The organism is Zobellia barbeyronii, assembly GCF_018603515.1.
GTDB lineage: Bacteria > Bacteroidota > Bacteroidia > Flavobacteriales > Flavobacteriaceae > Zobellia > Zobellia barbeyronii.
In genome coordinates this window covers 958,797-984,044 of record NZ_JACATN010000001.1, presented here as the reverse complement: position 1 = coordinate 984,044, position 25,248 = coordinate 958,797, and the positions used below count along the sequence as shown (strand labels likewise).

General features: G+C 37.4%; 24 protein-coding genes. 11 read left to right on the top strand and 13 right to left on the bottom strand.

All coding sequences use genetic code 11. The features are described 5' to 3' along the window. Positions 1-186: 186 nt before the first annotated feature. Both HW347_RS03960 and HW347_RS03955 read right to left on the bottom strand, forming a co-directional pair. Positions 187-576 carry a DUF2721 domain-containing protein gene (locus HW347_RS03960; RefSeq protein WP_155595227.1) on the bottom strand — a complete coding sequence of 130 codons (390 nt, stop codon included), beginning with the start codon at positions 574-576 and terminating at the stop codon, positions 187-189. Continuing rightward, the gene (locus tag HW347_RS03955) at positions 577-1,551 is read right to left on the bottom strand and encodes a ThuA domain-containing protein (RefSeq protein ID WP_214610627.1); all 975 of its coding nucleotides are present in this window, start codon (positions 1,549-1,551) and stop codon (positions 577-579) included. Between the two features lie 111 nt (positions 1,552-1,662). Between HW347_RS03955 and HW347_RS03950 the strand changes: the two genes are divergently transcribed. Further along, positions 1,663-2,820: a methionine aminotransferase gene (locus HW347_RS03950; RefSeq protein WP_225901803.1), complete on the top strand. Its 1,158-nt coding sequence runs from the start codon at positions 1,663-1,665 to the stop codon at positions 2,818-2,820. Positions 2,821-3,191: 371 nt separating this feature from the next. Here HW347_RS03950 and HW347_RS03945 read toward each other — a convergent pair whose 3' ends face one another. The 5 genes from HW347_RS03945 to HW347_RS03925 all read right to left on the bottom strand — a co-directional run bounded on the left by HW347_RS03945 (position 3,192) and on the right by HW347_RS03925 (position 8,789). Continuing rightward, positions 3,192-3,845 (bottom strand): CoA transferase subunit B, encoded by a 654-nt coding sequence (locus HW347_RS03945; protein WP_214610626.1) that lies wholly within the window; start codon positions 3,843-3,845, stop codon positions 3,192-3,194. Positions 3,846-3,865: 20 nt separating this feature from the next. Next, complete coding sequence (locus HW347_RS03940) at positions 3,866-4,567, bottom strand: CoA transferase subunit A (protein WP_214610625.1); 702 nt, start codon at positions 4,565-4,567, stop codon at positions 3,866-3,868. 117 nt (positions 4,568-4,684) lie between these two features. Continuing rightward, entirely contained in the window at positions 4,685-7,027 is a 2,343-nt protein-coding gene (locus HW347_RS03935) for a penicillin-binding protein 1A (RefSeq protein WP_214610624.1), read from the bottom strand. Between the two features lie 3 nt (positions 7,028-7,030). Beyond that, positions 7,031-7,516, bottom strand: coding sequence for a gliding motility lipoprotein GldH (locus tag HW347_RS03930; RefSeq protein ID WP_214610623.1), 486 nt, complete (start codon positions 7,514-7,516; stop codon positions 7,031-7,033). Beyond that, on the bottom strand, positions 7,509-8,789 hold the full coding sequence (locus HW347_RS03925; protein WP_214610622.1) for a PSP1 domain-containing protein: 1,281 nt from the start codon (positions 8,787-8,789) through the stop codon (positions 7,509-7,511). Before HW347_RS03925 ends, HW347_RS03930 begins: the two co-directional genes overlap by 8 nt. Before the next feature lie 175 nt (positions 8,790-8,964). On the opposite strand from HW347_RS03925, the gene HW347_RS03920 reads away from it, so the two are divergent. Continuing rightward, positions 8,965-10,134, top strand: a complete 1,170-nt coding sequence (locus HW347_RS03920) for an MFS transporter (protein WP_214610621.1) — start codon at positions 8,965-8,967, stop codon at positions 10,132-10,134. A gap of 3 nt (positions 10,135-10,137) precedes the next feature. On the opposite strand, the gene trhO is transcribed toward HW347_RS03920, so the two are convergent. Then, positions 10,138-11,169, bottom strand: coding sequence for an oxygen-dependent tRNA uridine(34) hydroxylase TrhO (gene trhO / locus HW347_RS03915; RefSeq protein WP_214610620.1), 1,032 nt, complete (start codon positions 11,167-11,169; stop codon positions 10,138-10,140). A 524-nt stretch (positions 11,170-11,693) separates the two neighbouring features. Here trhO and recA point away from each other — a divergent pair. The 6 genes from recA to HW347_RS03885 all read left to right on the top strand — a co-directional run bounded on the left by recA (position 11,694) and on the right by HW347_RS03885 (position 17,584). Then, complete coding sequence (gene recA / locus HW347_RS03910; protein WP_214610619.1) at positions 11,694-12,704, top strand: recombinase RecA; 1,011 nt, start codon at positions 11,694-11,696, stop codon at positions 12,702-12,704. Positions 12,705-12,846: 142 nt separating this feature from the next. Next, on the top strand, positions 12,847-13,275 hold the full coding sequence (locus tag HW347_RS03905; protein WP_214610618.1) for a hypothetical protein: 429 nt from the start codon (positions 12,847-12,849) through the stop codon (positions 13,273-13,275). 85 nt (positions 13,276-13,360) lie between these two features. Continuing rightward, positions 13,361-13,933, top strand: a complete 573-nt coding sequence (locus tag HW347_RS03900) for an RNA polymerase sigma factor (RefSeq protein ID WP_214610617.1) — start codon at positions 13,361-13,363, stop codon at positions 13,931-13,933. A gap of 56 nt (positions 13,934-13,989) precedes the next feature. Next, positions 13,990-15,612, top strand: coding sequence for an outer membrane beta-barrel protein (locus tag HW347_RS03895; protein ID WP_214610616.1), 1,623 nt, complete (start codon positions 13,990-13,992; stop codon positions 15,610-15,612). A 91-nt stretch (positions 15,613-15,703) separates the two neighbouring features. Next, positions 15,704-16,588, top strand: coding sequence for a LysR substrate-binding domain-containing protein (locus tag HW347_RS03890; RefSeq protein ID WP_214610615.1), 885 nt, complete (start codon positions 15,704-15,706; stop codon positions 16,586-16,588). A gap of 75 nt (positions 16,589-16,663) precedes the next feature. Beyond that, positions 16,664-17,584: a YeiH family protein gene (locus tag HW347_RS03885; protein ID WP_214610614.1), complete on the top strand. Its 921-nt coding sequence runs from the start codon at positions 16,664-16,666 to the stop codon at positions 17,582-17,584. 13 nt (positions 17,585-17,597) lie between these two features. Here HW347_RS03885 and HW347_RS03880 read toward each other — a convergent pair whose 3' ends face one another. Beyond that, a complete protein-coding gene (locus HW347_RS03880; protein ID WP_214610613.1) occupies positions 17,598-18,341 on the bottom strand; it encodes a lysophospholipid acyltransferase family protein in 744 nt (247 codons plus the stop codon). A gap of 72 nt (positions 18,342-18,413) precedes the next feature. On the opposite strand from HW347_RS03880, the gene trpS reads away from it, so the two are divergent. Further along, entirely contained in the window at positions 18,414-19,382 is a 969-nt protein-coding gene (trpS, locus tag HW347_RS03875) for a tryptophan--tRNA ligase (RefSeq protein WP_214610612.1), read from the top strand. 182 nt (positions 19,383-19,564) lie between these two features. On the opposite strand, the gene dprA is transcribed toward trpS, so the two are convergent. Beyond that, on the bottom strand, positions 19,565-20,668 hold the full coding sequence (dprA, locus tag HW347_RS03870; protein ID WP_214610611.1) for a DNA-processing protein DprA: 1,104 nt from the start codon (positions 20,666-20,668) through the stop codon (positions 19,565-19,567). 105 nt (positions 20,669-20,773) lie between these two features. On the opposite strand from dprA, the gene HW347_RS03865 reads away from it, so the two are divergent. Further along, the gene (locus HW347_RS03865) at positions 20,774-21,733 is read left to right on the top strand and encodes an HU domain-containing protein (RefSeq protein ID WP_214610610.1); all 960 of its coding nucleotides are present in this window, start codon (positions 20,774-20,776) and stop codon (positions 21,731-21,733) included. A gap of 130 nt (positions 21,734-21,863) precedes the next feature. Beyond that, on the top strand, positions 21,864-22,376 hold the full coding sequence (locus HW347_RS03860; protein WP_155595248.1) for an acyl-CoA thioesterase: 513 nt from the start codon (positions 21,864-21,866) through the stop codon (positions 22,374-22,376). Positions 22,377-22,383: 7 nt separating this feature from the next. On the opposite strand, the gene HW347_RS03855 is transcribed toward HW347_RS03860, so the two are convergent. The 3 genes from HW347_RS03855 to HW347_RS03845 are packed head-to-tail and all read right to left on the bottom strand — an operon-like array spanning position 22,384 to position 25,247. Further along, positions 22,384-23,226, bottom strand: coding sequence for an aldo/keto reductase (locus HW347_RS03855; protein ID WP_214610609.1), 843 nt, complete (start codon positions 23,224-23,226; stop codon positions 22,384-22,386). Between the two features lie 7 nt (positions 23,227-23,233). Next, complete coding sequence (locus HW347_RS03850; RefSeq protein ID WP_225901802.1) at positions 23,234-24,409, bottom strand: murein hydrolase activator EnvC family protein; 1,176 nt, start codon at positions 24,407-24,409, stop codon at positions 23,234-23,236. A gap of 43 nt (positions 24,410-24,452) precedes the next feature. Then, positions 24,453-25,247 carry a DUF4292 domain-containing protein gene (locus HW347_RS03845; RefSeq protein WP_214610607.1) on the bottom strand — a complete coding sequence of 265 codons (795 nt, stop codon included), beginning with the start codon at positions 25,245-25,247 and terminating at the stop codon, positions 24,453-24,455. Between the last annotated feature and the right edge of the window lies 1 nt (position 25,248).

Sequence of the window (25,248 nt, the reverse complement as noted above, 5' to 3'; positions counted from 1 at the left end):
GTTTCACTTAACCGACTAAGTGGTTTGTAAATTCTTTTATTCTTAGGTGAGCATCATATAATAAAGCAGTTCATCGACGATTGACATACGGATAACGGAGGCTTACCCAGAGAGCATCTAACTACTATATGACCACAACAAACTGCATAGTCTGTTTTCCGAATTTAAGTGTTTAGGTCTAAAAAACTAGTTTTCCATATCCTCTAGCTGAATTTCAAGTGCTTTTGTAGACAATTGAACCTCTACTAATGACAACATTAAAGAAACCATAAGTGCCAAAAGGCTAACGCCAAAAACGAGATTGGCCCAAAAACTGAATTCAACATAAATTAAAGTCATCGTAATCACCGCTAATAAGAAACTAAAAATAGCTGACGCCTGCATGTTCTTGATAATGGTTAAACGTTTACGCAACTTTTTTACCTGCAAAGCAATGGCGGGCGATGATGTTTCTTCATATTTCTGATGAAGTTGCCTAATCAATGCTGCAATAGCCAAGTATCTTGCATTATAGGCTAACATGGTCAATGAAATAGCAGGGAAAAGTAGCGCAGGTATACTTAAGGTCAGCTCCATCTACTTTTTGAACTTTCTTGAGCTTGTTTCATCAGCTGTTGGAAAATCATCCGGTATCGTTTGAGTTACCTTTCCAGTAGCAGCCCATTCCGCTCCTCTAAGCATACTGGTCATAAAACCAACACACTCAACTGAATAATCTACATGCCCCATAATATTATGAAAAATACGGCCTTTTCCATACTCTAAAGCCATAAGCGCTGGCTCATGTCTACCAGAACCTTTGTTTTCAGGGTCTGAATATGCAGTAGCCAAAACCACCATATTTTCTGCAGGACCACGAAGGCTGTTATAAAGTTCATCTTTGGTATGTAACCACACTTCTGGCATTCCCTTCGTAATTGGGTGCTCTTCTCTTATTTGAATCTGATACTCGCTTTGTGGACCGTGAGCACCTGCGTTACCAGCAGAATCATCTCTTATAAGCTCACCAGCATCATTATAATATACATATGGACCATCTTTTTCGGTACGGTCTCCCCAACCACCTAAACCAATCATTTGGTTGTAAGCTTCCCATTCAGGGAACGAATTATCGGCTGCATGAAAAACAACTAACCCACCTCCCTTTTTGATAAACTTTTCAAATTTTTTCTGCGTTTCTTCTGGCCATGGAGCCGCATTCCATCCGAAATTACAAATGACCAAATCGTACTTCGAAAAATCTGGACTGTAATTTGGATCCGCTTGTGGCTTTTCCTTTGCTTCAGTTTTTGGAAGGTTTTCTATAGGAAATTCAGAAATGAACTTATCTCCTTTCCACGTAAATGCAGAACGCGCCACCTCTACAGTAAACAAACCTGTGTTCTCCATATCGGTTTTCAAAATATAAGTAAGCTTCGGCCACTCATCATGATTGTTTTGACCATCAACAATAAGTGTTTTAATTTTTTTAGATGGAGAGGTTTGAGAGAAAAGACCATTTGAGACAAAAGTCATGGAAAGCACTAAAATTAAACTTCGGAAATTACGCATATCAAATATTTTGGATGTATAAATATAAGTGATTGCAGCTAATTTTATTAAAAAAACAAAAAGTATATGCCCTATAAAGTTGTAAATTGAAATCTTAACAGAATACTACAAATGGCATCTTCTAACATAAAATTTGCTTCCAAACTTCCAAATGCAAAAACCACAATTTTTACAACGGTAGGCAATTTAGCCCGCAAGCATAACGCGGTAGATTTATCTCAGGGCTTTCCTAATTTTGAAGTTGATGAGAAACTTAAAAGCCTTGTTACAGATGCCATGCAAAACGGACACAACCAATATGCTGCCATGCAGGGTTATTATGGCCTTCGGGAAATAATTTCACAAAAAATTGAAAAACTCCACAATAGAGTTTATAATCCCGAAACTGAAATTATGGTTACTGTGGGCGCAACACAGGCTATTTTTACAGCCATTACCGCATTCGTCAACAAAGGTGACGAAGTTATTGTACTTAAACCTGCCTATGACTGCTACGAACCGGCCATTACGCTCAACGGAGGAATTCCTATATATGTACAGTTAGATGCCGATGGTTACCAAGTGAATTGGGAAATCTTCAAAAGCAAAATTTCCGAGAGGACCCGAATGGTTATCATAAACACACCTCATAACCCAAGCGGTCGTGTTTTTTCCAAAGAAGATATGCTTCAGTTACAAGAAATTCTAAGACCTACTAACTGTATTGTTTTAAGTGATGAAGTATATGAACACATTATTTTTGATGGCAACGAGCACCAAAGTGCATCCCGGTTTAAAGATTTAGCGCAACGTAGTTTTGTATGTGCTTCTTTTGGAAAAACCTTTCATGTTACCGGATGGAAAATGGGCTATTGCGCCGCACCTGCAGAGTTAATGCAAGAATTTAGAAAGACCCACCAGTTTGCCGTGTTCTGTGTAGACCATCCTGTACAAAGAGCCATGGCGGCCTATCTTAAGAATGAGGAAAACTATCTAAGCTTACCTTCATTCTATCAAGAAAAAAGAGATTTGTTTTTGGAGGGATTAAAAGATTCTAGATTTAAATTTAAACCTTCAGAAGGAACCTATTTTCAGCTTTTAGACTATACTGAAATCACAAAAGAAAATGATGAAGATTTTGCAAAACGCTTGATAGTTGATTACAAATTGGCAAGTATACCTATATCTTCATTTAATGACGACCACCGTCAAGATGGAGTTTTACGGTTTTGTTTTGCTAAGAAAAATGAAACTTTAGAACAAGCTTTAAAAATCCTAAAATCACTTTAATTCTTTGCTAAAAAAACCTAAAAATAAAGGCACAAAAAAAAGCGGCCTTTGGGTGAGCCACTTTCTTTTAATTTCTTTTTCAAAGAATTTTAAAGCATAAACAATTTTCTAGCCAGCATTACTATTCCGCTGAAAAAATCATTTTTGTACACTTGAATTTCTTCTGATGATTGGTTAATTTGGGCTTCCATAGGTTTTAGTTTTGGACAAAATCGAATTTGGGACGCGACTTTCAATTAATAATACTATAAAAATAGTACCTAATCCTTAACTAAAAAAAATCTTGTTGTGAAGCAGCATTAATCTGTTGTGAAGAACCAAATTGATGATTTTCTCACAAAAATTACACTAAAAATATATGTGGATTTTACTTACAAAGTCATCTCAGGCACCTCACCGTCAACAATCAAAGTGCCCTCCGTAGCCTCCTTAATTTCATCTACAGAAACTCCCGGAGCACGCTCAAGAAGTTTAAAGCCTTTTGGAGTTACTTCTATTACTGCTAGATTAGTAACTATTTTGGTTACACAACCCACTCCAGTAAGGGGTAAACTACATTTTTTCAAAAGCTTGGACTCACCAGCGCGATTGGTATGCATCATGGCCACAATTATGTTCTCGGCAGAAGCAACTAAATCCATTGCACCACCCATACCTTTAACCATTTTACCCGGAATTTTCCAATTAGCGATGTCGCCGGTCTCAGAAACTTCCATTGCTCCCAAAATAGTTAAGTCTACGTGTTTCCCGCGGATCATTCCAAAACTCGTAGCCGAATCAAAGAAAGAAGCTCCATTAAGCGTTGTTATAGTTTGCTTCCCCGCATTAATAATATCAGCATCTTCCTCGCCTTCAAACGGAAATGGACCCATGCCTAATACTCCGTTTTCACTTTGAAATTCTACATTTATATCATCTCTTACAAAGTTGGCTACCAAAGTTGGTATACCAATGCCTAGGTTAACATAATAACCGTCTTTGACCTCTTTTGCAATTCGCTTTGCGATTCCATTTTTATCTAACATAAACAAACTCTATGATTGGATTAATTACGCGGTCTAACCGTTCGTTGTTCAATACGTTTTTCATAGTTCTCTCCTTGAAAAATACGTTGTACGAATATTCCAGGAATATGAATTTGATTTGGGTCTAATTCTCCCGCAGGAACAAGTTCTTCTACCTCAGCAACGGTAATTGTCGCTGCCCCGCACATACAGGGATTAAAATTTCTTGCCGTACCCTTAAAAATTAAGTTTCCCGCTTCATCTCCTTTCCAGGCTTTTACGAAAGCAAAATCGGCTTTAAATGCCTCTTCCAGCACATACATTTTTCCGTTGAACTCCCTAGTTTCCTTACCTTCTGCAACTTCAGTTCCATAACCTGCAGGCGTATAAAAAGCTGGAAAACCCGCTTGTGCGGCACGACATTTTTCTGCTAAAGTGCCCTGAGGAGTTAGTTCTACCTCAAGCTCACCACTGAGCATCTGCCGCTCAAACTCTTCGTTCTCACCTACGTAAGAAGATATCATTTTTTTTATCTGATGTTTATGAAGTAAAAGTCCTAGACCAAAATCATCTACCCCTGCATTATTAGAAATACAGGTAATATCTTTAATATTGGAGGAAACCAGTTCCGTGATGGCATTTTCCGGTATTCCGCAAAGACCAAAACCACCTAACATAAAGGTCATTCCGTCTTGAATGCCTTTCATGGCTTCTTTTACATCAGCTACTTTCTTAGAGATCATACTATAAAGGAATAAAAGATTTCTGTTGCAGTCAAGTTACAATTTTTAAACGAAATTGCCCGTGACTTTCATTGAAAGTCACGGGCAATTTAACAAGCTGTAATCTGCTTTTATGTATTAGAAATTTAGATCATCTATATCATCATCCAAACCATCTTCTTCATCGTTGTTCTCTACAACTCTGTCACAATCTATATTAATTGACAGGTTTGAAGGTTTTTCAAACTCACTATCAGAAATTCCTAAACTTTTATTCTCATAATTCTTTTTCATGTACAGACCCCAAATAGGTAAAGCCATAGATGCTCCCTGACCATATTTAATAGATTCAAAGTGAATAGATCTATCATCACCACCAACCCAAACACCGGTAACTAGGTTAGGAACAATACCCATAAACCAACCGTCACTATTATTTTGTGTTGTACCTGTTTTACCCGCAATAGCATTTTTGAAACCATATGGGTAACCAGTAATAATTTCTTTATAAACTGTGGTATTCTGCATACCCCTATGTCTAAGTCTTGTTCCGGAACCACCATGTGTAACACCCTCCATTAGGTTTAACATAGCGTAAGAAACATCTTTGCTCAGTACATCTTTAGTCTCAGGCACGTATTCATATAAAACCGTTCCGTTCTTATCCTCTATACGTGTTACCATTACCGGCTTAACATATACCCCTTGGTTTGCAAATGTACCGTAGGCACCTACCATTTCGTAAACATTAGTGTCATGAGTACCCAATGCTATAGAAGGTACTTCAGGAATATTTCCAGTAATACCCAAGTTTTTAGCAATAGAAACTACTGATCCCGGTCCAACTTTATCAATTAATTGTGCCGTTACCGTATTTACCGAGTTTGCTAACGCATCTTTAAGTGAATACATTTTTCCTGAGTATTGACCTACAGCATTTTTAGGACACCAAGCTTCTGTGTTTCCATGTTTCCCTGCCTCTATACAATATTGCGTATCCGGTAAAGAGTCACAAGGCGATAGTCTCAACTGATCAATAGCTGCCGCATATACAAAAGGCTTAAACGTTGATCCTGCCTGACGTGAGCCCTGAATAACATTATCATATTGGAAGTGTCTATAATCAATACCACCAACCCAAGCCTTTACGTGACCTGTCTGTGGCTCCATAGACATCATTGCAGCTCTTAAGAATGTTTTATAATATCTGATAGAATCCATTGGCGTCATAATGGTATCGCGCTCACGACCCTCACTATTCCAATCAAAAACAGTCATCTCCCTTTTCTTCTTAAACGATTCACGGATAACCTTTTCAGATTTGCCTTCATCTGCCATACTTCGCCATCTAGAAGAGTTTTTCATTTCTCTTTCTAGAATTTTATTTATTTCAAATTTCTCTAAATCTAAAAATGGAGCCGTGGGATTTCTCTTTGGTGTATTTTGATGAAAAAATTCATTTTGAAGATTCGCCATATGCTTACGTACAGCATCCTCTGCATTGGCCTGCATTCGTGAATCTATAGTTGTATAAATTTTTAATCCATCTAAATATAGATTCCATTTATCCCTACCTCCTTCCAAAGCTGGTTTGGGGTTTTTAGAGATCCAATCGTTCATGAACCCTTGTAGGTACATTCTAAAATAGGTAGCCAAACCTTCCTTGTGAGATTCTGGATTAAAATTAATATCCATCTCCATAGCCTGTAAGGAATCTTTCTCGTGCTCAGTAATAAACTCATATTTGGCCATCTGTCCCAATACCGTATTTCTACGATTGGTCACTAATTCCGGCCTTCTAATTGGATTGAAATAAGACGAGTTCTTAAGCATACCTACTAAAACTGCCGACTCTTCTATCTTTAGTTGTTGCGGTTCTTTACCAAAATAGATTTTTGAAGCAGAACGTATACCATCTGCGTTATTAAGAAAATCATATTGGTTGAAATACATAGCAATAATCTCTTGCTTTGTATATTGAGTTTCCAAACGGGTAGCGAGTACCCATTCCATTGCTTTTTGTTTGATGGTCTCAAATTTATTTTTAGACCGCACCCCCACAAAAAGTTGACGTGCCAACTGTTGCGTTATAGTACTGGCACCACCATTTTTTCCTAATTTTGCAACTGCTCTTAAAACACCGAATCCATCAATTCCTGAGTGATCATAAAAACGAACATCTTCTGTTGCAATAAGTGCGTTCACTAAATTTTGTGGAAGACTATCATAAGGCACCGGAGTTCGGTTATCATCCAAATAGAACTTACCCAATGTTTTCGCATCCGAAGATATAATCTCGGTAGCCAGGTTAGTCTGCGGATTCTCCAGATACTCATATTCTGGCATATCGCCCAACAGTCCCCAAGACGCGGACAAAAACAACAATACAACTAATAGAATTCCTGAAACAAACAGGATCCAAAACCACTTGATGTATTTAAAATACCCATTGGTTTTTTTCTCTTTAACAACCTTGGCCATACGTTACTCGTTACTTTTTTCTATTTCAAAACCGACGTCGGTTATGCCTTTCAAATTTTCAACACCGTTTACACTACCATTCTTACGCATGGCATGCCAAACACGTAAATTATATACGCCCGAAGAAGGAAAAACGATGTTTTCCTTAAACCATAATTTATTTTCTTTAATACTGCCGTATCCTTTCCCCAACCAAGTACCGTCTGGCAATGCCATTTCATACTCTAAGGTATCTTTTATGGTTTCCCCCGAAGGGTATTCCAATTCTGCAATCAGGAACAAGTTATTATACGGAAAAGTAGCATCATTACGCACAGTAATAAACATATTGTGCCTTTGGGTAGTGTCTATTTCTGAGAACGAGAAAAGAATATTATCCGTCTTGTTCCACACACCACCTTTTGTTGCCTGAAATTCGGATTTTACCAAATTATCATTGCACGAAAAGCACAATACCGTCACAGCAAAAACCAGTAAAATCCTAGCCATTATCTTGCTGTTTTTTAGGGTTGTTTCTCCTTCTCTTATTTTTAGAAGTATTTGCATTACCCGTTTTATTCCTGTTATTATTATTATTATTCGAGTTCGTATTCTTATTGTTGTTATTAGCGTTGCCACTAGTGCTTTTGGACTTATTCTTCTTGCGGTTATTTCTATTTCTAGATTGTTTAGGCCTATCAAAACGGGTAAGGCTATCCTGCCCAACAACATTCTCAAACACCTTTTCTTCCTTAACGAAATTATCTACCGTATATTCCTCTAAGCTGGCAACTTTTTCTTTCTTTTTGTTTTTTTCTAAAATTTCCTGAACCTGCTCTTTAGTAAGCGTGTGCCAATTTGCTGGATCGTCTCTGTACGAAAACCAAAGCATACCCTTAAAAATATCGGTCTTTTGACAGAATGCAAGTCCTTTTTCAGTGAACAATTTGGTGTCTTGGGAAGGAAAGTCCTTTAAAGCATCCAAATACATGTCTAGCTCATAGTTTAAACAACATTTAAGCTTCCCGCATTGCCCAGCTAACTTTTGTGGATTTAAAGATAATTGCTGGTAACGAGCGGCAGACGTACTTACAGATCTAAAATCTGTTAACCAAGTAGAGCAGCATAATTCACGCCCACAAGAACCAATACCACCTAAACGTTGGGCTTCTTGACGATAACCAATTTGTCTCATTTCGATACGGATACCAAAAGCTTTGGCCATATCTTTTATTAACTGTCTGAAGTCAACACGGTCTTCGGCTGTATAATAAAACGTGGCTTTTGAACCATCACCTTGAAACTCAACATCTGAAATCTTCATTTGAAGTTTCAAAATAATCGCTATTTCTCTCGCACGTTTTTTAATTTCTTCTTCTCGATCACGACATTTCTGCCATTTATCGATATCGTTTTGCGACGCCTTACGATGAACTTTAGGAAGGTTTTCGTCCTTATAATCAACTTTTTTGCGCTTCATCTGCACTTTCACCAACTCACCTACAAGGGTAACCATACCAATGTCATGACCTGATGGTGCTTGTGTTGCCACAATATCACCTATTGAAATAGATAAATTTTCGCTATTTCTGAAGAATTCTTTTCTACTATTCTTAAATCGAACTTCAACGCAATCAAACGGTTTTTCGCCGTTAGGAAGCGACATGTTGGAAAGCCAATCAAAGACGGTTAATTTATTACAACCATCGGTACCACAAGTTCCATTATTCTTGCAACCAGAAGGTTGTCCGTCCTTACCGGTCGAACAACTGCTACAGCCCATATATTATATCTTGGTTTGACCTAAACGGGGGTTTTTGGCCAAATAGGGTTCTTACTAATTTTATATGTAAAGGTACTAAATTTTTAATGTGATAGAAAGTTATCTCAACTTACACAGGTTCTTCGTTCCTTTGCGCCAAATTTGGCTCTGTTTTAAAAAATTGATGCTGCATTACATGGAAAAACAAAAAACACTTAGCAATACCGTTCTCTACCTCATGAGCATCTCAGCAGGTTTGGTCGCAGCAAATCTCTACTACAACCAGCCTTTACTACACATGATTTCTGTGAGTTTTGGTGTTACCGAATCTGCAGTGAGCAACGTTGCTTTAGCCACACAATTGGGTTATGCGTTTGGTTTATTGTTTGTAATTCCGCTAGGGGATATGGTTTCCAATCAAAAAATACTTAAAATTGATTTTCTATTCATGCTCCTGTCATTACTGGCCGCTGCTTTCTCTACCTCGTTATGGCTCCTTGTTGTTTCTAGCTTTTTTATAGGATGCACATCTGCCTTGCCGCAGTTATTCGTTCCCATGGCGGCACAATTATCAAACGCCGAAAATAGGGGTCGTGCCATAGGAATTGTTATGAGTGGTTTGCTTATTGGTATTTTGGGAAGCCGGGCTATTAGTGGTTTTGTTGGCGAACAGTTTGGGTGGCGCACCATGTATTTTGTAGCAACGGCCATGATGTTTGTTTTATTTATTGTTCTGAAATTTAAACTGCCCAGGGTTGAGCCGGTCTACAAAGGCCGATATATAGATTTGATGAAATCATTGATTCACTTCTTAAGAACCGAGCAGCCTTTGCGCCTTGCAGCAATACGAGGTGGACTTTCATTTGCTGGTTTAAGTGCTTTTTGGACCACCCTAGTTTTTCTTATGGAAGATAACTTTGGTTATGGGAGTGGCATCACCGGAACTTTTGGGCTTATTGGCATTGTAGGAGCTTTGGCAGCTACCGTAGTCGGAAAACTAAGTGATAGAATGAGTAAAAACCGAATCATTATTTCATCAACCCTTATTCTTATTCTTTCTTGGTCTGTATTCTTATTTTCCCATCATTCCATTATAGGCATTGTCATTGGGGTTATTTTGGTAGACCTTGGGCAACAATCGCTTCATATTGCCAACCAGAACATTATATTCTCTAGAAACGAAAATGCCCGAAACAGAATAAATACTGTGTACATGGTCATCTTTTTTCTAGGAGGTGCCCTTGGAACAATTCTAGGTGCCTTCGCATGGCAACATTACCAATGGGTAGGTGTATCTATTTTAGGACTTATCCTTTCTGTAACAACACTGGTAGCCCATTTATTATATGGCGATAAGAATATGTAAAACTTAGTTTTTAAACTTAAGCACTTCTGACCTTCCTTTTTTGAAGATTTTGTTACTGGCCCCTTTGCCCTTGCGTAACTTTTTTTGTTCTTCATAAGGTAATTCATGTACTTCTTTACATGAGTCCGAACAGCAGTCGTGCATTTTTTTTGCGCAGTCTTCACATTGAATAAACAAAAGATGACAAGCTTCATTGGCACAGTTAACATGGTTATCACAAGGATTTCCACATTGGTGACAATTCGCAATAACATCATCTGTAATACGCTCACTACGGCGGTGATCAAAGACAAAGTTTTTACCCAGAAATTTATTTTCAAGCTTTTTATTCTCTACTTGACGGGTATAATCAATAATACCACCTTCTAATTGGTAAACTTGTTTAAAACCTTTGTGCTTGTAATAGGCACTTGCTTTTTCGCAACGTATTCCCCCAGTGCAGTACATAACCAGTTTTTTATCTTCCTTATGGTCTGCGAGGTCTTTTTCTATAATATCTAGCGAATCTCTAAACGTATCTACATCTGGAGTTATAGCATTCTTAAAATGACCAATCTCACTTTCATAATGATTACGCATATCTACCAAAATGGTATCTGGATCATCAATAAGTTCATTGAACTTTTCAGCACCAACGTGAATTCCTTTGTTTGTAACATCAAAAGTTTCATCTACCAAACCATCTGCAACAATCTTGTTTCTAACCTTGACCTTCAATTTTAAAAAGGAAAGATTATCCTGCTCTATGGCAACATTCAATCGTACGTTCTCTAAAAAGGTGATGCTGTCCAAATGAGCCTTGAACAGTTCAAAATTCTCCGCAGGAATAGACAATTGGGCATTTATACCTTCATGAGCCACATAGATGCGCCCAAGAACGTCTAGTTCATTCCAATTAATGAAAAGGTGATTTCTAAATAGTTCAGGATTGCCAATCTGTGCATATTTGTAGAAAGAAATGGTCAAGCGTTCTTGCCCGGCTTCTTCAATAAGAGCCGCTCTTTCTTTTGCACTTAAGTTATTGTACAGTTGCATGCTATACTAATGTTTTAAGTTTATAAAGAATTTTCTAAGGCTGCAAAGATAAGAAATATTGATAATTCTTTTCTATTGATACAATTTAGACTGCTTAACCAACATCTGTAGTAAAAATAAAAAAGAGCCCCGGTAAATTACCAAGGCTCTTAATTGACCGTTCCCATTTTTCTTTTTCATAGCATCTTTCAAAAAACACATAAAAAAGGAACTGGTCGCCATTGCTCCCTAACACTAAAAAGGGAAGCTTATTTTGAGTTAGTTTCCAATCGTTAAACCGAAACAATATTTTAAATAAGATACAACGCCATCATAAGGGTCGCGTTAGAGAAACAACTTTTAATAAACACTTTTCTTTAGACGTGTAATAAACGTATGCCTTACAGCTACCAACATCAATTCTGAAAACTTTAACGTATTGAGAATAAGTGAAAAACTAGTTGTCTATTTTCAGAAAATGAATCACAGAGCTGGCATTATGATAAAAGAAATGGTAATTTAGCAACCCTTAAAAAAAAGAAAATATGAGCTCGGAAAAAGAAGCAAAACTGAAGGCACTTAAGCTAACCTTAGATAAATTGGACAAGACTTACGGAAAAGGTGCCGTAATGAAAATGGGAGATAGTGTCGCCCAAGATGTTGAAGTCATTCCTTCCGGTTCATTAGGTCTTGATATAGCCTTAGGAGTTGGCGGTTACCCACGTGGTAGAGTCATTGAAATATATGGTCCAGAATCATCAGGTAAAACTACGCTTACGTTACACGCCATGGCCGAAGCTCAAAAAAACGGGGGTATTGCCGCGTTTATTGATGCAGAGCATGCTTTTGACCGTTTTTATGCGCAAAAGCTAGGTGTAGATATAGATAACCTTATTATTTCTCAACCAGATAACGGTGAACAAGCTTTAGAAATAGCCGATAACCTTATCCGTTCGGGAGCTATTGATATTGTTGTTATTGACTCCGTTGCAGCTTTGACTCCAAAAAGTGAGATTGAAGGCGAAATGGGAGACTCTAAAATGGGACTTCATGCAAGGTTAATGTCACAAGCACTTCGTAAACTTACGGGGTCTATTAGCAAAACCAACTGTACGGTTATTTTCATTAACCAGTTACGTGAGAAAATTGGTGTAATGTTCGGAAACCCTGAAACTACTACTGGTGGTAACGCATTAAAATTTTACGCTTCAGTACGACTTGATATTCGTAGATCTACACAAATCAAGGATACAGACGGTAATGTTCAAGGTAACAAAACACGTGTAAAAGTGGTGAAGAACAAAGTAGCTCCACCATTCAGAACTACTGAGTTTGATATCATGTACGGCGAAGGAATTTCTAAAGTTGGTGAAATCATTGATCTTGGTGTAGAGTATGAAATAATCAAGAAAAGTGGTTCATGGTTCAGTTATGGCGATACTAAATTAGGACAAGGTCGTGATGCGGTTAAATCTTTGTTATTAGATAATCCAGAACTTTTTGAAGAATTAGATGGAAAAATAAGAGCTGCTATAAAAGCCCTTAAAGACGCATAAATACTTCTTCTTATATATTTGCGCCGATAAGAAACAACAAACCATCGTTGTTTCTTATCGGCGCAACTTTTTTATATAGCTTACAGCTACTTCACGCAACCCTTGCTCTTCTTTTTCATCTACTAAGAAAAATTGAAGTACAATGAGGAAATCATATCTTAAGATTTTAGGCTTAGCATCCTTGCTAACTATCGCGTCTTGTAGTTTAGATGACGATCGCGTAAACTTTCAATACACACCACTTCATATAACCAATGCCAGTTTACCTGATACATTTGAGTTAGGTCGCGTGTATACGGTAGATGTAAATATTCTTAGACCAGATGATTGCACCCTACTAGACCAGTTTGATGTACGACGTTCGTTTACGGATAGTACTCAAATTAGAACCGTATCTGCAGTAGGCATTACACTTGATAAAGAAGATTGCGCTGAAGTTAATGACGAACTACAAGACGGATTTCAATTTGAGGTTCTCTATACCAAATCGTATATTTTTAGATTCTATACCGGTGATGATACTGAAGGTGAGCCTGAATTTTTAGAAATAGAAGTGCCAGTAAAAGAATAATTATCTTTAACCTAAGCCATTAAAAATTTCTAATGCATTCTTTCAAAGCCTGTAAACCACAAGCTTTAAAAAACACCATACCACTTTGGGTCTAGAAGAACTCATAAATAATTGTAAAAAAGGCAACAGACTGGCACAAGAACAATTGTACCGGGATTACTCCCGCACATTGTTTGGTATCTGCCTGAAGTATTCGCGCAACAAAACAGAGGCCGAAGACAACTTACACGACAGTTTTATGGTCATCTATAAAAAAGTTGATCAGTTTAAGTTTAAAGGTTCTTTTGAAGGATGGCTCAAACGTATTACGGTAAATACGGTTTTTCAAAAGTATCGCAAAGAAGAGCACCTGAGTTTGGTAACAGAAAACACTGAAGAAGCAGAACCAGAAGTGGATGGAGATTACGAGCGCATAAGTTTAGACGTCTTACTGAAACACATTCAAGAACTGCCGGATAAGTATCGCCTAACGTTCAATCTGTATGTTCTTGACGGATATACCCATAAAGAAATTAGTGAACTTTTAGGCACTAGCCAAGGCACATCAAAAAGCAACCTAGCCCGTGCTCGAAAACTTTTAAGAGAAAAAATAGAGATTACAAAGAATAAAGCCATCATTGGTCTACTCATCTTCTTTTTATTAGGATTTTGCGTTTAGCCCTTGAAAAATAGTACATCAAAAAAACAAAATACCGAGTACCTAAGCATTGAAAGATGAGTAAGAAAAATATAGATAATTTATTCCAAGAGAAGTTTCGCGACTTCGAGGAGATTCCGGACGAAAAAGTCTGGAACGCCATTGAGGCCTCTTTGGATAAAAAGAAAAAGAAAAAGGTCATTCCTATCTGGTGGACATTAGGTGGCACAGCGGCAGCTTTGGTTATTGCTCTTGTTGCATTCTACCCTTTTTCAAAAAATGACGTAGCTCCAAATATTATATCTGACACAGAAAAGGTTAATGATACTAAGGATGACGCGATTAAAAATACCAATAAGTTTATTATCGAGCCAACTGAAAATATAGATGAAGCGGTTGTAGTTAGTTCTAAAACAGATGTTGATGTCAATACGGTTACTGACTCGTATAAAGAGAAAAAAGAAGACAAGAATTCTAATGCTTTAAATACGGAGGCACCCAAAAAGGATACTAAAAACAAAAGTGATTATAACCAAGGTTTTAAAACGTCTCAAGACACTGAGCTTGCTCAAATTGATCAAACTGAAGATGCGGTAAACGCAGAAATCGAAACTAAAAATTCAGATAAAGTCGATTATGCTTTTGGGGCAGAAAAAAGTCAAGAAGCGGCTACCTCATCAGCTAATTCTCGGTCAAATGATGATTTTAATTCACCCAAAAATAATCCCACGGAAGCAACTGGCATTGCGTTAACTGAAAACAGATCTAACAACTTAAAACCAAACACAGAGGATCCTGAAAATTCAACTAGCAAAACTAATGTAGATGATAACATTACCAAGTCACCAGATGAATTAGGTATCACAGAAAACACCACAGAAGAAGAAAAAGAGACAGAAAAGAAATCTATTTTTGATGAAATTGAAACTGAGGAAGAAATTGTAACCGCAGATAAAAGTGGGCGTTGGTCTGCAGGACCTAATATTGCTCCGGTTTACTACAATGCCCTTGGTGAAGGATCACCCGTTAATTCAATCTTTAACGAAAACTCAAAGTCTGGTAATACCAACCTCAGCTACGGGCTTACCGTTGCCTATGCAATAAATAAAAAGTTAAGCATCAGATCTGGCCTAAATAAAGTAGATTATGGTTACGATACTAATGGCGTCGCGTTTTCGTCTACCCTACAAGAAGCATCCACCGAAAAAATTCAAAACATAGACTATTCTAGTACCGCCAAAAATATAGTGGTTACTAGCCAAAGCAGTAATTTCAGTAGCTCGCCAACCTCTGATTCTATGTTCGCTTTTGAAATATCTAACGCTACTAGCTCTCAACGAGATGGCACAATGGCACAGCAATTTGGATATTTAGAAGTGCCATTAGAGCTAGATTATGCTTTAATAGACCGCAAGTTTGGATTAAATATCCTTGGCGGAATTAGTTCGCTTTTCTTAATAGACAATTCTGTAACTCTAACTTCTGGCGAACTAACTACCGAAATAGGTGAAGCAAACAACGTGAATTCGGTTAACTTTAGTACGAACATTGGTTTTGGGGTTAATTATAAATTTACACCCAAGATTCGCTTTAACGTAGAGCCGGTTTTTAAATATCAACTAAATACCTTCTCGGATGTATCGGGAGATTTTAGGCCATTTTCGATTGGAGTATATAGTGGTCTGAATTTCAAATTCTAAAATTTCCTTCAATCATTTTAAACCATCTCATTTATTGATTCCCCTTAATTATGCATAGGTTTACCAAATAATTATCTGATTATTTAAGTTGATGAAACAGAAACTTCAAATTTTTAAGGCGGTAGCATTTCACTCTAGCTTTACAAAGGCGGCCGAACAGTTATTTATATCGCAACCTGCCGTTTCTAAAGCCATCCGCAGTATTGAAGATGAATACAAAACTACATTTTTTCTTCGCAAACGTAATTCTATTGAACTTACAGAAGACGGCAAAGCATTCTTAATATATACCAATAGAATATTAGAAATCCATGCAGAAATAGAGAATCAATTTCTACATCAAAAAGAACATATTCCTGATTCAATCCATTTTGGAGCAAGTACCACCTTGGTCAATCATATCGTTCCAAAAATAATCGCCAAGTTTAGAACGCAACATCCGCATACCAATTTTGACATTAAAAGTGGCAATTCAGAGGAAATAGAAGAGTTTATCTTAAATCAACAATTAGACTTTGGTATTACCGAAGGCAGCAACACCAACCGTAAACTACATTATAAAAAGTTTATAAAAGACGAAATTGTATTGGTTACAAGCGTTAAGAACCATGCGTTTAAACAAAGTACTATAGGTACAAAAACCCTTCAAAAACTACCCATAATTGAGAGAGAAATGGGTTCTGGAACCAGAGAAATTATATATGAGTTCCTAAAAGAGCATGAGATTAAAAAACTAAACAATATAGTAACCCTGAACAGCACGGAGGCCATTAAAAACTACCTCTACCATTCAGATACTTTTGCATTACTCTCAATTCACGCCATTAATGAAGACCTCGTTGCCAACAAACTGAAAATTATAGACATTAAAAATGTGACCATTGAGCGTTGGTTCTATTTTGTATCTCGAACTGGTTATCAGTCCAATGTAATGGACTACTTTGAAAAATTCGCCAAGAACAACTATAACTTTTAGTTATTTCATATAGCATTTTAAATTGCTTAAAAGTAATTTAACACGCTTACTTTTGTATTATCAAATCAGGGTGATATGAAAGATAGAATGGCAAAAGTGGTGTTTTTAGGTATTGCACTTATCGTTTTCAGTGGATGGGTCAATAGCCCTACTGCTTTGCTACTTGGTTTTGGATTTACTTTATTCTTTGACAATCCATTTAAAGCATATTGCCATAAGGCCATCCATTCATTTCTTAAAATAGCTGTAGTAGGTCTTGGTTTTGGTATGTTCCTAAAAGAAACGCTAGAAACCAGTAAAGAAGGTTTTACACTAACTTTTCTCTCTATTATATTAACCGTAAGTCTAGGGTTTCTTCTTACTAGAGTTTTAAAGCTAGACACCAAATTAGGGCATCTAATTACTTCTGGAACTTCCGTTTGTGGCGGTAGTGCTATTGCGGCTATTTCGCCTGTAATAAATGCTAAGAGTAGGGTCATTAGCATTGCGTTGGCCGTTGTTTTTCTTCTAAACTCCGTAGCCTTGTTTGTTTTTCCTGCAGTTGGGCATTACCTCAACTTAACCCAACATCAATTTGGTCTTTGGTGTGCGGTTGCTATTCATGATACAAGTTCTGTAGTTGGCGCGGCAATTGGTTATGGAGATGAAGCTTTGCGGATCGCAACCACGGTAAAATTATCTAGAATGCTATGGATAATACCTTTATCCTTGCTTTCTATGTTTGTTTTTAAAACGAAAGGCGAAAAAGTAAAAATGCCTTATTTCATTCTTCTTTTTATAGGGGCCATAATCATAAACAGCTATCATCTCATACCAGCCCCAGCAACTAGTTTTTTAGTATCTAGCTCTAAGCACTTGTTGATACTTACCTTGTTTCTTGTGGGTTCTACCATCTCCATAAGAGATTTAAAGAAAACCGGAATAAAACCTATGGTATTAGCATCACTGCTTTGGATATTTATTTCTGTCCTTTCCCTAGCATATATTCTACACTAGTTGTAGAATAACTCTAAATATCTTGTTGAAGTTCTTTTAAAATAATAGCTCTGACGTTTTCTCTAAGGTTCACTTTATCTTCTTCAGAGAGATTCTCTGTCTTAAAGAACTTATGCACTTTAGCCCGAATACGGCCCGGACCACCACTAAAAAAAGAAAAAGAAAATCGCTTTTTGTTATCATAAAACGTAATTGGAACGACCGGTATTTTATGAGCAATAGCCATTCTGAAAGCGCCATCTTTAAAAGAATCTAGAATAATACTTTCATCATCAGGCACGCCGCCTTCTGGAAAAATACAAATACTAAGACCTTGACTTAATCGTTTTTGGGCACGTCTGTAAACTGCCATTCTGCTCTTGGCATCACTACGATCAACCATAATACAGACTCGTTTAAAGAAAAAACCAAAAAGAGGAATTTTAGCCAATTCTTTCTTCCCCACAAAAACAAAAGGGTTCTTACTAACATAAAACATTAGCATAATATCTAACATACTGGTATGGTTAGCTACGAGCATATAGCTCTTTCCCTTTTCAATATTCTGTTCCCCAAACACTTTTGGTGGGCACCCCATACCATATAAAATAGGTATGGCCCAAAGGTTTCTGGCCATCCAAAAAAATTGGGAATACCACTTTTCAGACAAAGTACTAATCAACAAAAACGGAAAAAATAAAAGTATGGGTAAGGCAACCAAAATATAGAACCAAATGCGGTACAAGGTGTAGCCAATTTTTTTAAGTAGTCTGGGCATAAAATCAAAAGTAACAATTTTACGAGGTATAATCCATTTCTTTTATCTTTGGGCTTCTTTGAAAATAAGCAAATGGCAAGAATCTTAACAGGAATACAAAGTACAGGCACTCCGCACCTAGGAAATATCTTAGGCGCAATCATGCCGGCAATAGAAATGGCGCAAGACCCAAAGAACGAATCGTTTTTGTTCATTGCGGATATGCACTCGCTTACACAAATTAAAAATGCGGAAGAATTACGCAGAAACACCTATGCCATAGCTTCTACTTGGCTTGCTTTTGGATTAGATATAGAAAAGACCGTTTTTTACCGTCAAAGTGATGTTCCCCAGGCTACTGAACTTTCTTGGTACTTGAGCTGTTTCTTCCCTTTTCAGAGATTAACATTAGCTCACGGGTTCAAAGATAAAGCAGACCGTCTTGATGATGTGAACGCAGGGCTATTCACGTACCCTATGTTGATGGCCGCGGATATACTTTTGTACGACGCCAATATTGTTCCCGTAGGAAAAGATCAAATGCAACACTTGGAGATGACTAGGGATGTAGCTTCTCGTTTTCATGCCCAAATGGGAGAAACTTTTGTGCTTCCAAATGGTAAGGTACAAGAGAGCACCATGTACGTTCCTGGAACCGATGGTGAAAAAATGAGTAAGAGTAGAGGTAACTTGATCAATCTTTTTCAGACCGATAAAAAACTGAGAAAACAAATCATGGGCATACAGACTGATAGTACGCCAATGGAAGATCCAAAAGACCCAACTAATGATAATGTTTTTGCTCTTTACAAAATACTAGCGACACAAGAACAGATTGAAGAAATGAGTGCCAATTACCTTGCGGGAAATTATGGTTATGGCCATGCGAAACAAGCACTTTACGAAGTCATAGTAAACAAGTTTGGCGACGCTCGAGAGAAGTATGATTACTACATGAACAACACTCAAGAGGTAGATGAAGCTTTGGCAATAGGTGCAGAAAAAGCACGAAAAGTTGCCAACGGTGTACTCGAAAGAGTACGAACAAAACTGGGATATTAAAATTTAACAAAACCGACCATATGGTCGGTTTTGTTTTTATAAAGTGTTTTGTGAATCTAAAATTGCTCCGTTTTTAGTAGGTTTTTAATCGATAAACCCCCATTAAAGCGATTATTTGTTCTTTGAAACTAATTTTACAAACCAATCAGTCGGTTGTTCTACTAGTTTATTTTCCAGTTTTGTTAAATAGCTTCGAACAGTTTTCCTGGTAGGGGACGAATGACACCCTTCATTTCCATATTCAAAAGAGTAGAAGAAACCTTAAAGACCGGCAGCTTACATTCTAAGGCTATACTATCCAACAATTGCTTCCCATTTTTCTGCAAGTAATCATAAATAGATTGTTCAGTAGGTTCAAGCTCTACGAAGAGTTGTTTTTGAACTGTTTTGGTTTCTTTCTCGGTAACATCCCATCCTAATAAATAGACCAAATCCGCAGCCGAAGTAAGCATGTGTGCCTTTTGTTGTTTTATTAGATTATTACACCCTGAGCTGTACTTATCTTGCGCCCTTCCCGGTACGGCAAATACATCTCGGTTATAACTATTTGCAATATCTGCAGTAACCAAACTACCTCCTTTTTCAGCAGATTCGATAACCACGGTAGCTTCACTCATACCTGCAATAATCCTGTTCCGTTTTAAAAAATTAGCCCTGTCAGGATTACTGGTACTTCTAAACTCGGTATAAAACCCACCATTCTTTTCTACGTCTTGAAGGTACTTGCAATGCACCTTAGGGTATATCTGATTGAGCCCATGTGCCAGACAGCCTATAGTTTGTAAATCATGTTTAACAGCTGCCTTTTGAGCCGTAATATCTACGCCATACGCAAAACCACTTACTATAATAGGGTTTAATGGTGCTATATCTTCAATAAATTTCTCAACGAAAGCAGTGCCATAACTGGTTATATTACGCGTACCAACTATACTTATGACTTTACGGCCTTCTAAATTAATATTACCCCTTTTATAAAGTAACACAGGACTATCAATACAATGTTTTAAATACGCTGGATAATCGGCATCCATAAAATAAGAGAAACCAATGTCATTCTTTTTTATGTACTCGTACTCCTGCTCGGCAGATTCTTGATGCTCTCCATCATATAAACCTCGTAAAGCATGCGTTCCTATGCCATCAATTTTTAATAGGTTTTGTCTTTTTTCTTCAAAGACAGCACTGGCACTTCCACAATGTGCAATAAGTTTTTTAATTGTAACATCGCCAATTTTTGGAGCACCTTGCAATCTTAAAATTGCAAGCAATTCATCTGTAGTCATTTATAGAAGCATCAAAGTTATCCACAAAATACACAAATTATAATGTTAATAAAAAGTTATGTTGCCACTGGTCTGACCCTATAATTTTTTCCATATTTGTGTTCTATGGGACTAGAACGCTATATCTCTGAATTAATGTACCGCTATAACTGTGTAGTTGTACCAGGTTTTGGAGCTTTTTTAACGGAACAGAAATCGGCTGTTATACACGAAAGTACTAACACTTTTTACCCTCCGGTAAAGACCGTTTCATTCAACCAACAGTTGTTGTCAAACGACGGACTATTGGTTTCATATGCTGCTGAAGCTCAAAATATTTCTTTTGAAGAAATGTTGAAGGAAGTAAGTGACATCGTAGCTGAATGGAAAGCTGACCTAAAAAAAGGCGGAAAATTACAGTTATCCGATATAGGAACACTTTGGTATAGTTCAGAAGATAAAATTCAATTTCAACCTTCAGGTAACGTTAATTACCTGACAGCTTCTTTTGGAATGTCTTCTTTTGTTTCTGCGCCCGTAACTCGCGAAGTCTTAAAAGAAGAAGTAAAAAAACTAGAAGAAAAAGTTCCGTTTGCTTTTACACCTGAAAAACGTGAAGCACTTACACTTCGTCCTTATTTAAAATATGCGGCAGTTGCCCTTATTGCTTTAACGTTAGGCGTAACAGGTTTCCAGTTCTATAAATCTAACGAGAACAACCAACAATTGGCTCGCCAAGATGCTGAACAACAAGTATCACAACGTATTCAAGAAGCAACCTTTTTTGATGCACAGCCATTAGAATTGCCAACTATTACACTTAAAACTTCTAAAAAAGTAGAAGCTAGTATAGCTGAAGCACGCATGCATCATATTATTGCAGGTGCCTTTAGATACCGGACTAACGCTGATAAGAAGATAGAGCAGTTGAAACTCAAAGGTTTTAACCCTTCTTATATTGGCACGAATCCTTTCGGTCTATATTTGGTTGCTTACGACAGTTTTACTGATTCTAACAAAGCTTTAGAAGCGCTTCGTGAAATTAAGCGTACGCAGAAAGATGCTTGGTTAAAATCAGGTCACTAACACTTCATTTACTTTACGAATTTCTCCAGAAAAGCTAATTTATCCGTTTTTCGATTTCACCCTTTGCCACAAGCAAAAGGTTATACCATGATGCTCATTAAAAAAGGTATCTTTGCCCAAAAATTGATTTATGCAGGCTAAAAATCCACGTGATTCTAGAACTATATTAACCGATATGGTACTCCCCAGTGAGACCAACCCTCTTAATAATCTATTTGGTGGCGAACTTTTGGCCCGAATGGATCGTGCCGCAAGTATTGCTGCACGTCGTCATAGTAGACGTATTACCGTTACCGCTTCGGTAAACCATGTAGCCTTTAATCAATCTGTACCTGTAGGAAGTGTTCTTACTGTAGAAGCAGCCGTTTCACGGGCTTTTAGAACCTCTATGGAAGTATATATTGATGTTTGGATGGAAGATCGTTTCACTGGTGAAAAATCAAAAGCCAACGAAGCTATTTACACTTTTGTAGCTGTTGACGATACTGGAAGACCTACAGTAGTACCACCGTTACAACCGGAGACCGAACTTGAACAAGAACGTTTTGAAGGCGCTTTGCGCAGAAAGCAATTAAGCCTTGTTCTAGCTGGCAAAATGAAACCTCATGACGCCACAGAACTAAAGGCTCTATTTATGGACTAATAGTCTATTAGAAATCAAAATTATCAGGGTCAGGTCCTGTGCGTTCTCCCTTGTCCAACCTATCTAAATAAGATATATCGGCTTCAGAAAGCTTAAAGTCGAAAATATCGGCATTTGACTTGATCCTATCCACATTCACAGATTTTGGAATAACCACAATTTCTTTCTGCAAATTATATCGTAAAACAATCTGCGCGATTGACTTTTTGTATTTATCAGTCAAATCAGAGAACACCTCCGATTTTCCATCAAAAAGTTTTCCGTGCATAAAAGGCGACCACGATTCGTACTGAATCCCTTTAGAATTACAAAAGTCGATTAAATCTTGTTGAACCAAATATGGATGAAATTCCATTTGATTGACCATCGGTACAACATCAGCGGTTTCCAATAAATCTTCTAAATGGTGCTGCAAAAAATTACTTACCCCAATAGCTCTAATTTTCTTTTCGCGATACAATTTCTCCATGGCGCGCCAAGTATCCTTGTATTTTCCGGCCACGGGCCAGTGAATTAAATAAAGGTCTAGGTAATCAACTCCTAAACGCTCCAAACTCTCTTCAAAGGCTTTTAAAGTGCTTTCGTAGCCTTGGTCAGCATTCCATAGTTTTGACACTAGAAACACCTCTTCACGAGCTATATTGCTTTCTTGAATACCTTTGCCTACTCCTTCTTCATTCTTATAAGCCGCAGCCGTATCAATATGTCTATAACCCGCATTCAAAGCATTCTTTACGGCATCAATAACTTCTTGGTCATTGTCTGCTAAATAGGTTCCCAATCCAAAATAAGGAATTTCTACACCGTTGTTTAAAGTAAACGAGCCTTGCAAGTCTGTTATCTTTTTCATAGTATTCTTATAATTGGTACACCCACTCCTCAGGGTTCAACTTAGAAGTGTTTTGGTGTAAGTAAAATTTCAGTTTTGTCTGTCCATTAGACCTATTGGTATAAATCTCACCAAGTTCTGTTTTAGCTTCTACATTATCCCCTTTCTTTACATACAAAATAGAGAGGTTATAGTAGGTACTGATGAAGTTACCATGCTTTAACTGCACAGCTTTATTACCTCCGGGAATCGAAAGAATAGCAATTACTTCACCCCTAAATATAGCACGAGCTTTAGCACCTTGATCCGTAGTAATAACCACACCATTACTTTGGTGTTTTATACCTGGGTAGATAGCATCTGCGTACACCCCAAACCCTTGGCTTTTAAAACCTTTTTCAACCGGCCATATTAATCTACCCTTGTTAGCGGTAAAACTATTGGCTACTATAGCAGCCTCTGGCGTTAATAAAAACTTGCTAGGGTCATCACTTTTCTTTCCCGCTTCTTTGTTTGATGCAGCAATGGCTTCACGAATCAGTCGTTCAATCTGGCGGTCAATCTCTTTGGCTTGATTCTGCTTATCCCTAATCTGCGCCGCAAACTTTGTTTCGCTTTTACGAATCGTCCCTAAAAGTGCTTGATGATCTTCCTTCTCTTGAGTCATCGCTTTTTTAGCCTTCAGGTTTTCTGCAACTAGGCGGTCTTTTTCTTTTTGTTGTACACTAAGACCAATATTCAATTTACTTAACTCTTCCGTCTTAACGACTATCTGCTCTCCTTGCTTCCGTCTAAATTCCGTGTATTGCTTTATATATTGCATTCGTTTAAATGCTTGATAGAAATCATCGGAAGACAGCAAGAACATTAATTTGCTCTGTTGAATTTTACTTTGATATCCCTTTTGAATCATCATCGCATAATCATCCTTGAGCTTATCCAACTCATTTTTTAAACCAGAAATAACTTTGATATTGGCATTAATTCTACGGTTGAGAAGGTTGGATTGCTTATTGGTGACATCTATGAGTTCTTGTCTCACCTTGATTTTATTATCCAAGGCTTCCATCTGATCAATTACGTTACCCTTCTTTTTCTTCTGATCAAAAAGCAAGTAATTAATCTGTTCAATCTCTTTTTGCAATTTTTCACGCTTCGCCTCAAGGGCTTCCTGGTCACCGTTTTGAGCAAATACAGAGCTCAATCCAAATAAACAGAAACAAAGAAAAACAACGGTATGGTGCTTGTTACCGTGCATCGTCAGTTAATGAAATTTCTTTAAAACCTTTCGGTATTTTATATGGAAAGTTTATAGGTTGATCAAATTCAATATTCTTATATTCTATATCAACAGTCTTACGCTCTTCTCCCTCAATAGCAGCAACAGCAATACGTTGCGGAAGAACATACTTACCAATCTTCTGATAATCTGTATAGTTTACCTGCAACAATCTTTTCTTTAAAGGTTGAGAAAGTTGCTGAGAAGCCATTTTAAAGTTCTTAGGTTCTATTTGAAACATCACCTTAAAAAGGTCCATTGCTTTTTTTGGCTTCAATTGATAATCGCCGTTAACGACGGATGCATCATACTTTGCTTCCCTAAGATTAAAAAGCGCCTGGCCCATTAGCATGTTCTGTACCTGCTTAAAATCTAGTTCCGTACCCAAAAACTTACTGAGGTACTCAAAATTGCCATCAAAATATTCGTTCTGTAATTTATTGTAAAAAGTAACCCTACCTGGAGTAATGTATACTTTGACCATACCTAGCGGAGCACTCATCCAAATTGCTTTATCCTTTTCCATACGCAAGCTTACGGATACACCTTGCGACGATTCTCCATCGGAATAATCAATCCGCATTTTACCGGTTAACGTATTAAAATTGGTGGTGTTTGCATAGTGATTTTTCACAATGGTTTTCGCCGAAAGATTGTCATCGACCTTTCCGTCGGCCAATACTTTTGTTGATTTACAGGATAGAAAAAAGGAAAGTGAAACCAGCGCCATTAAGCGCAAAGCAGTTCGTAAGGGTAACGCCATA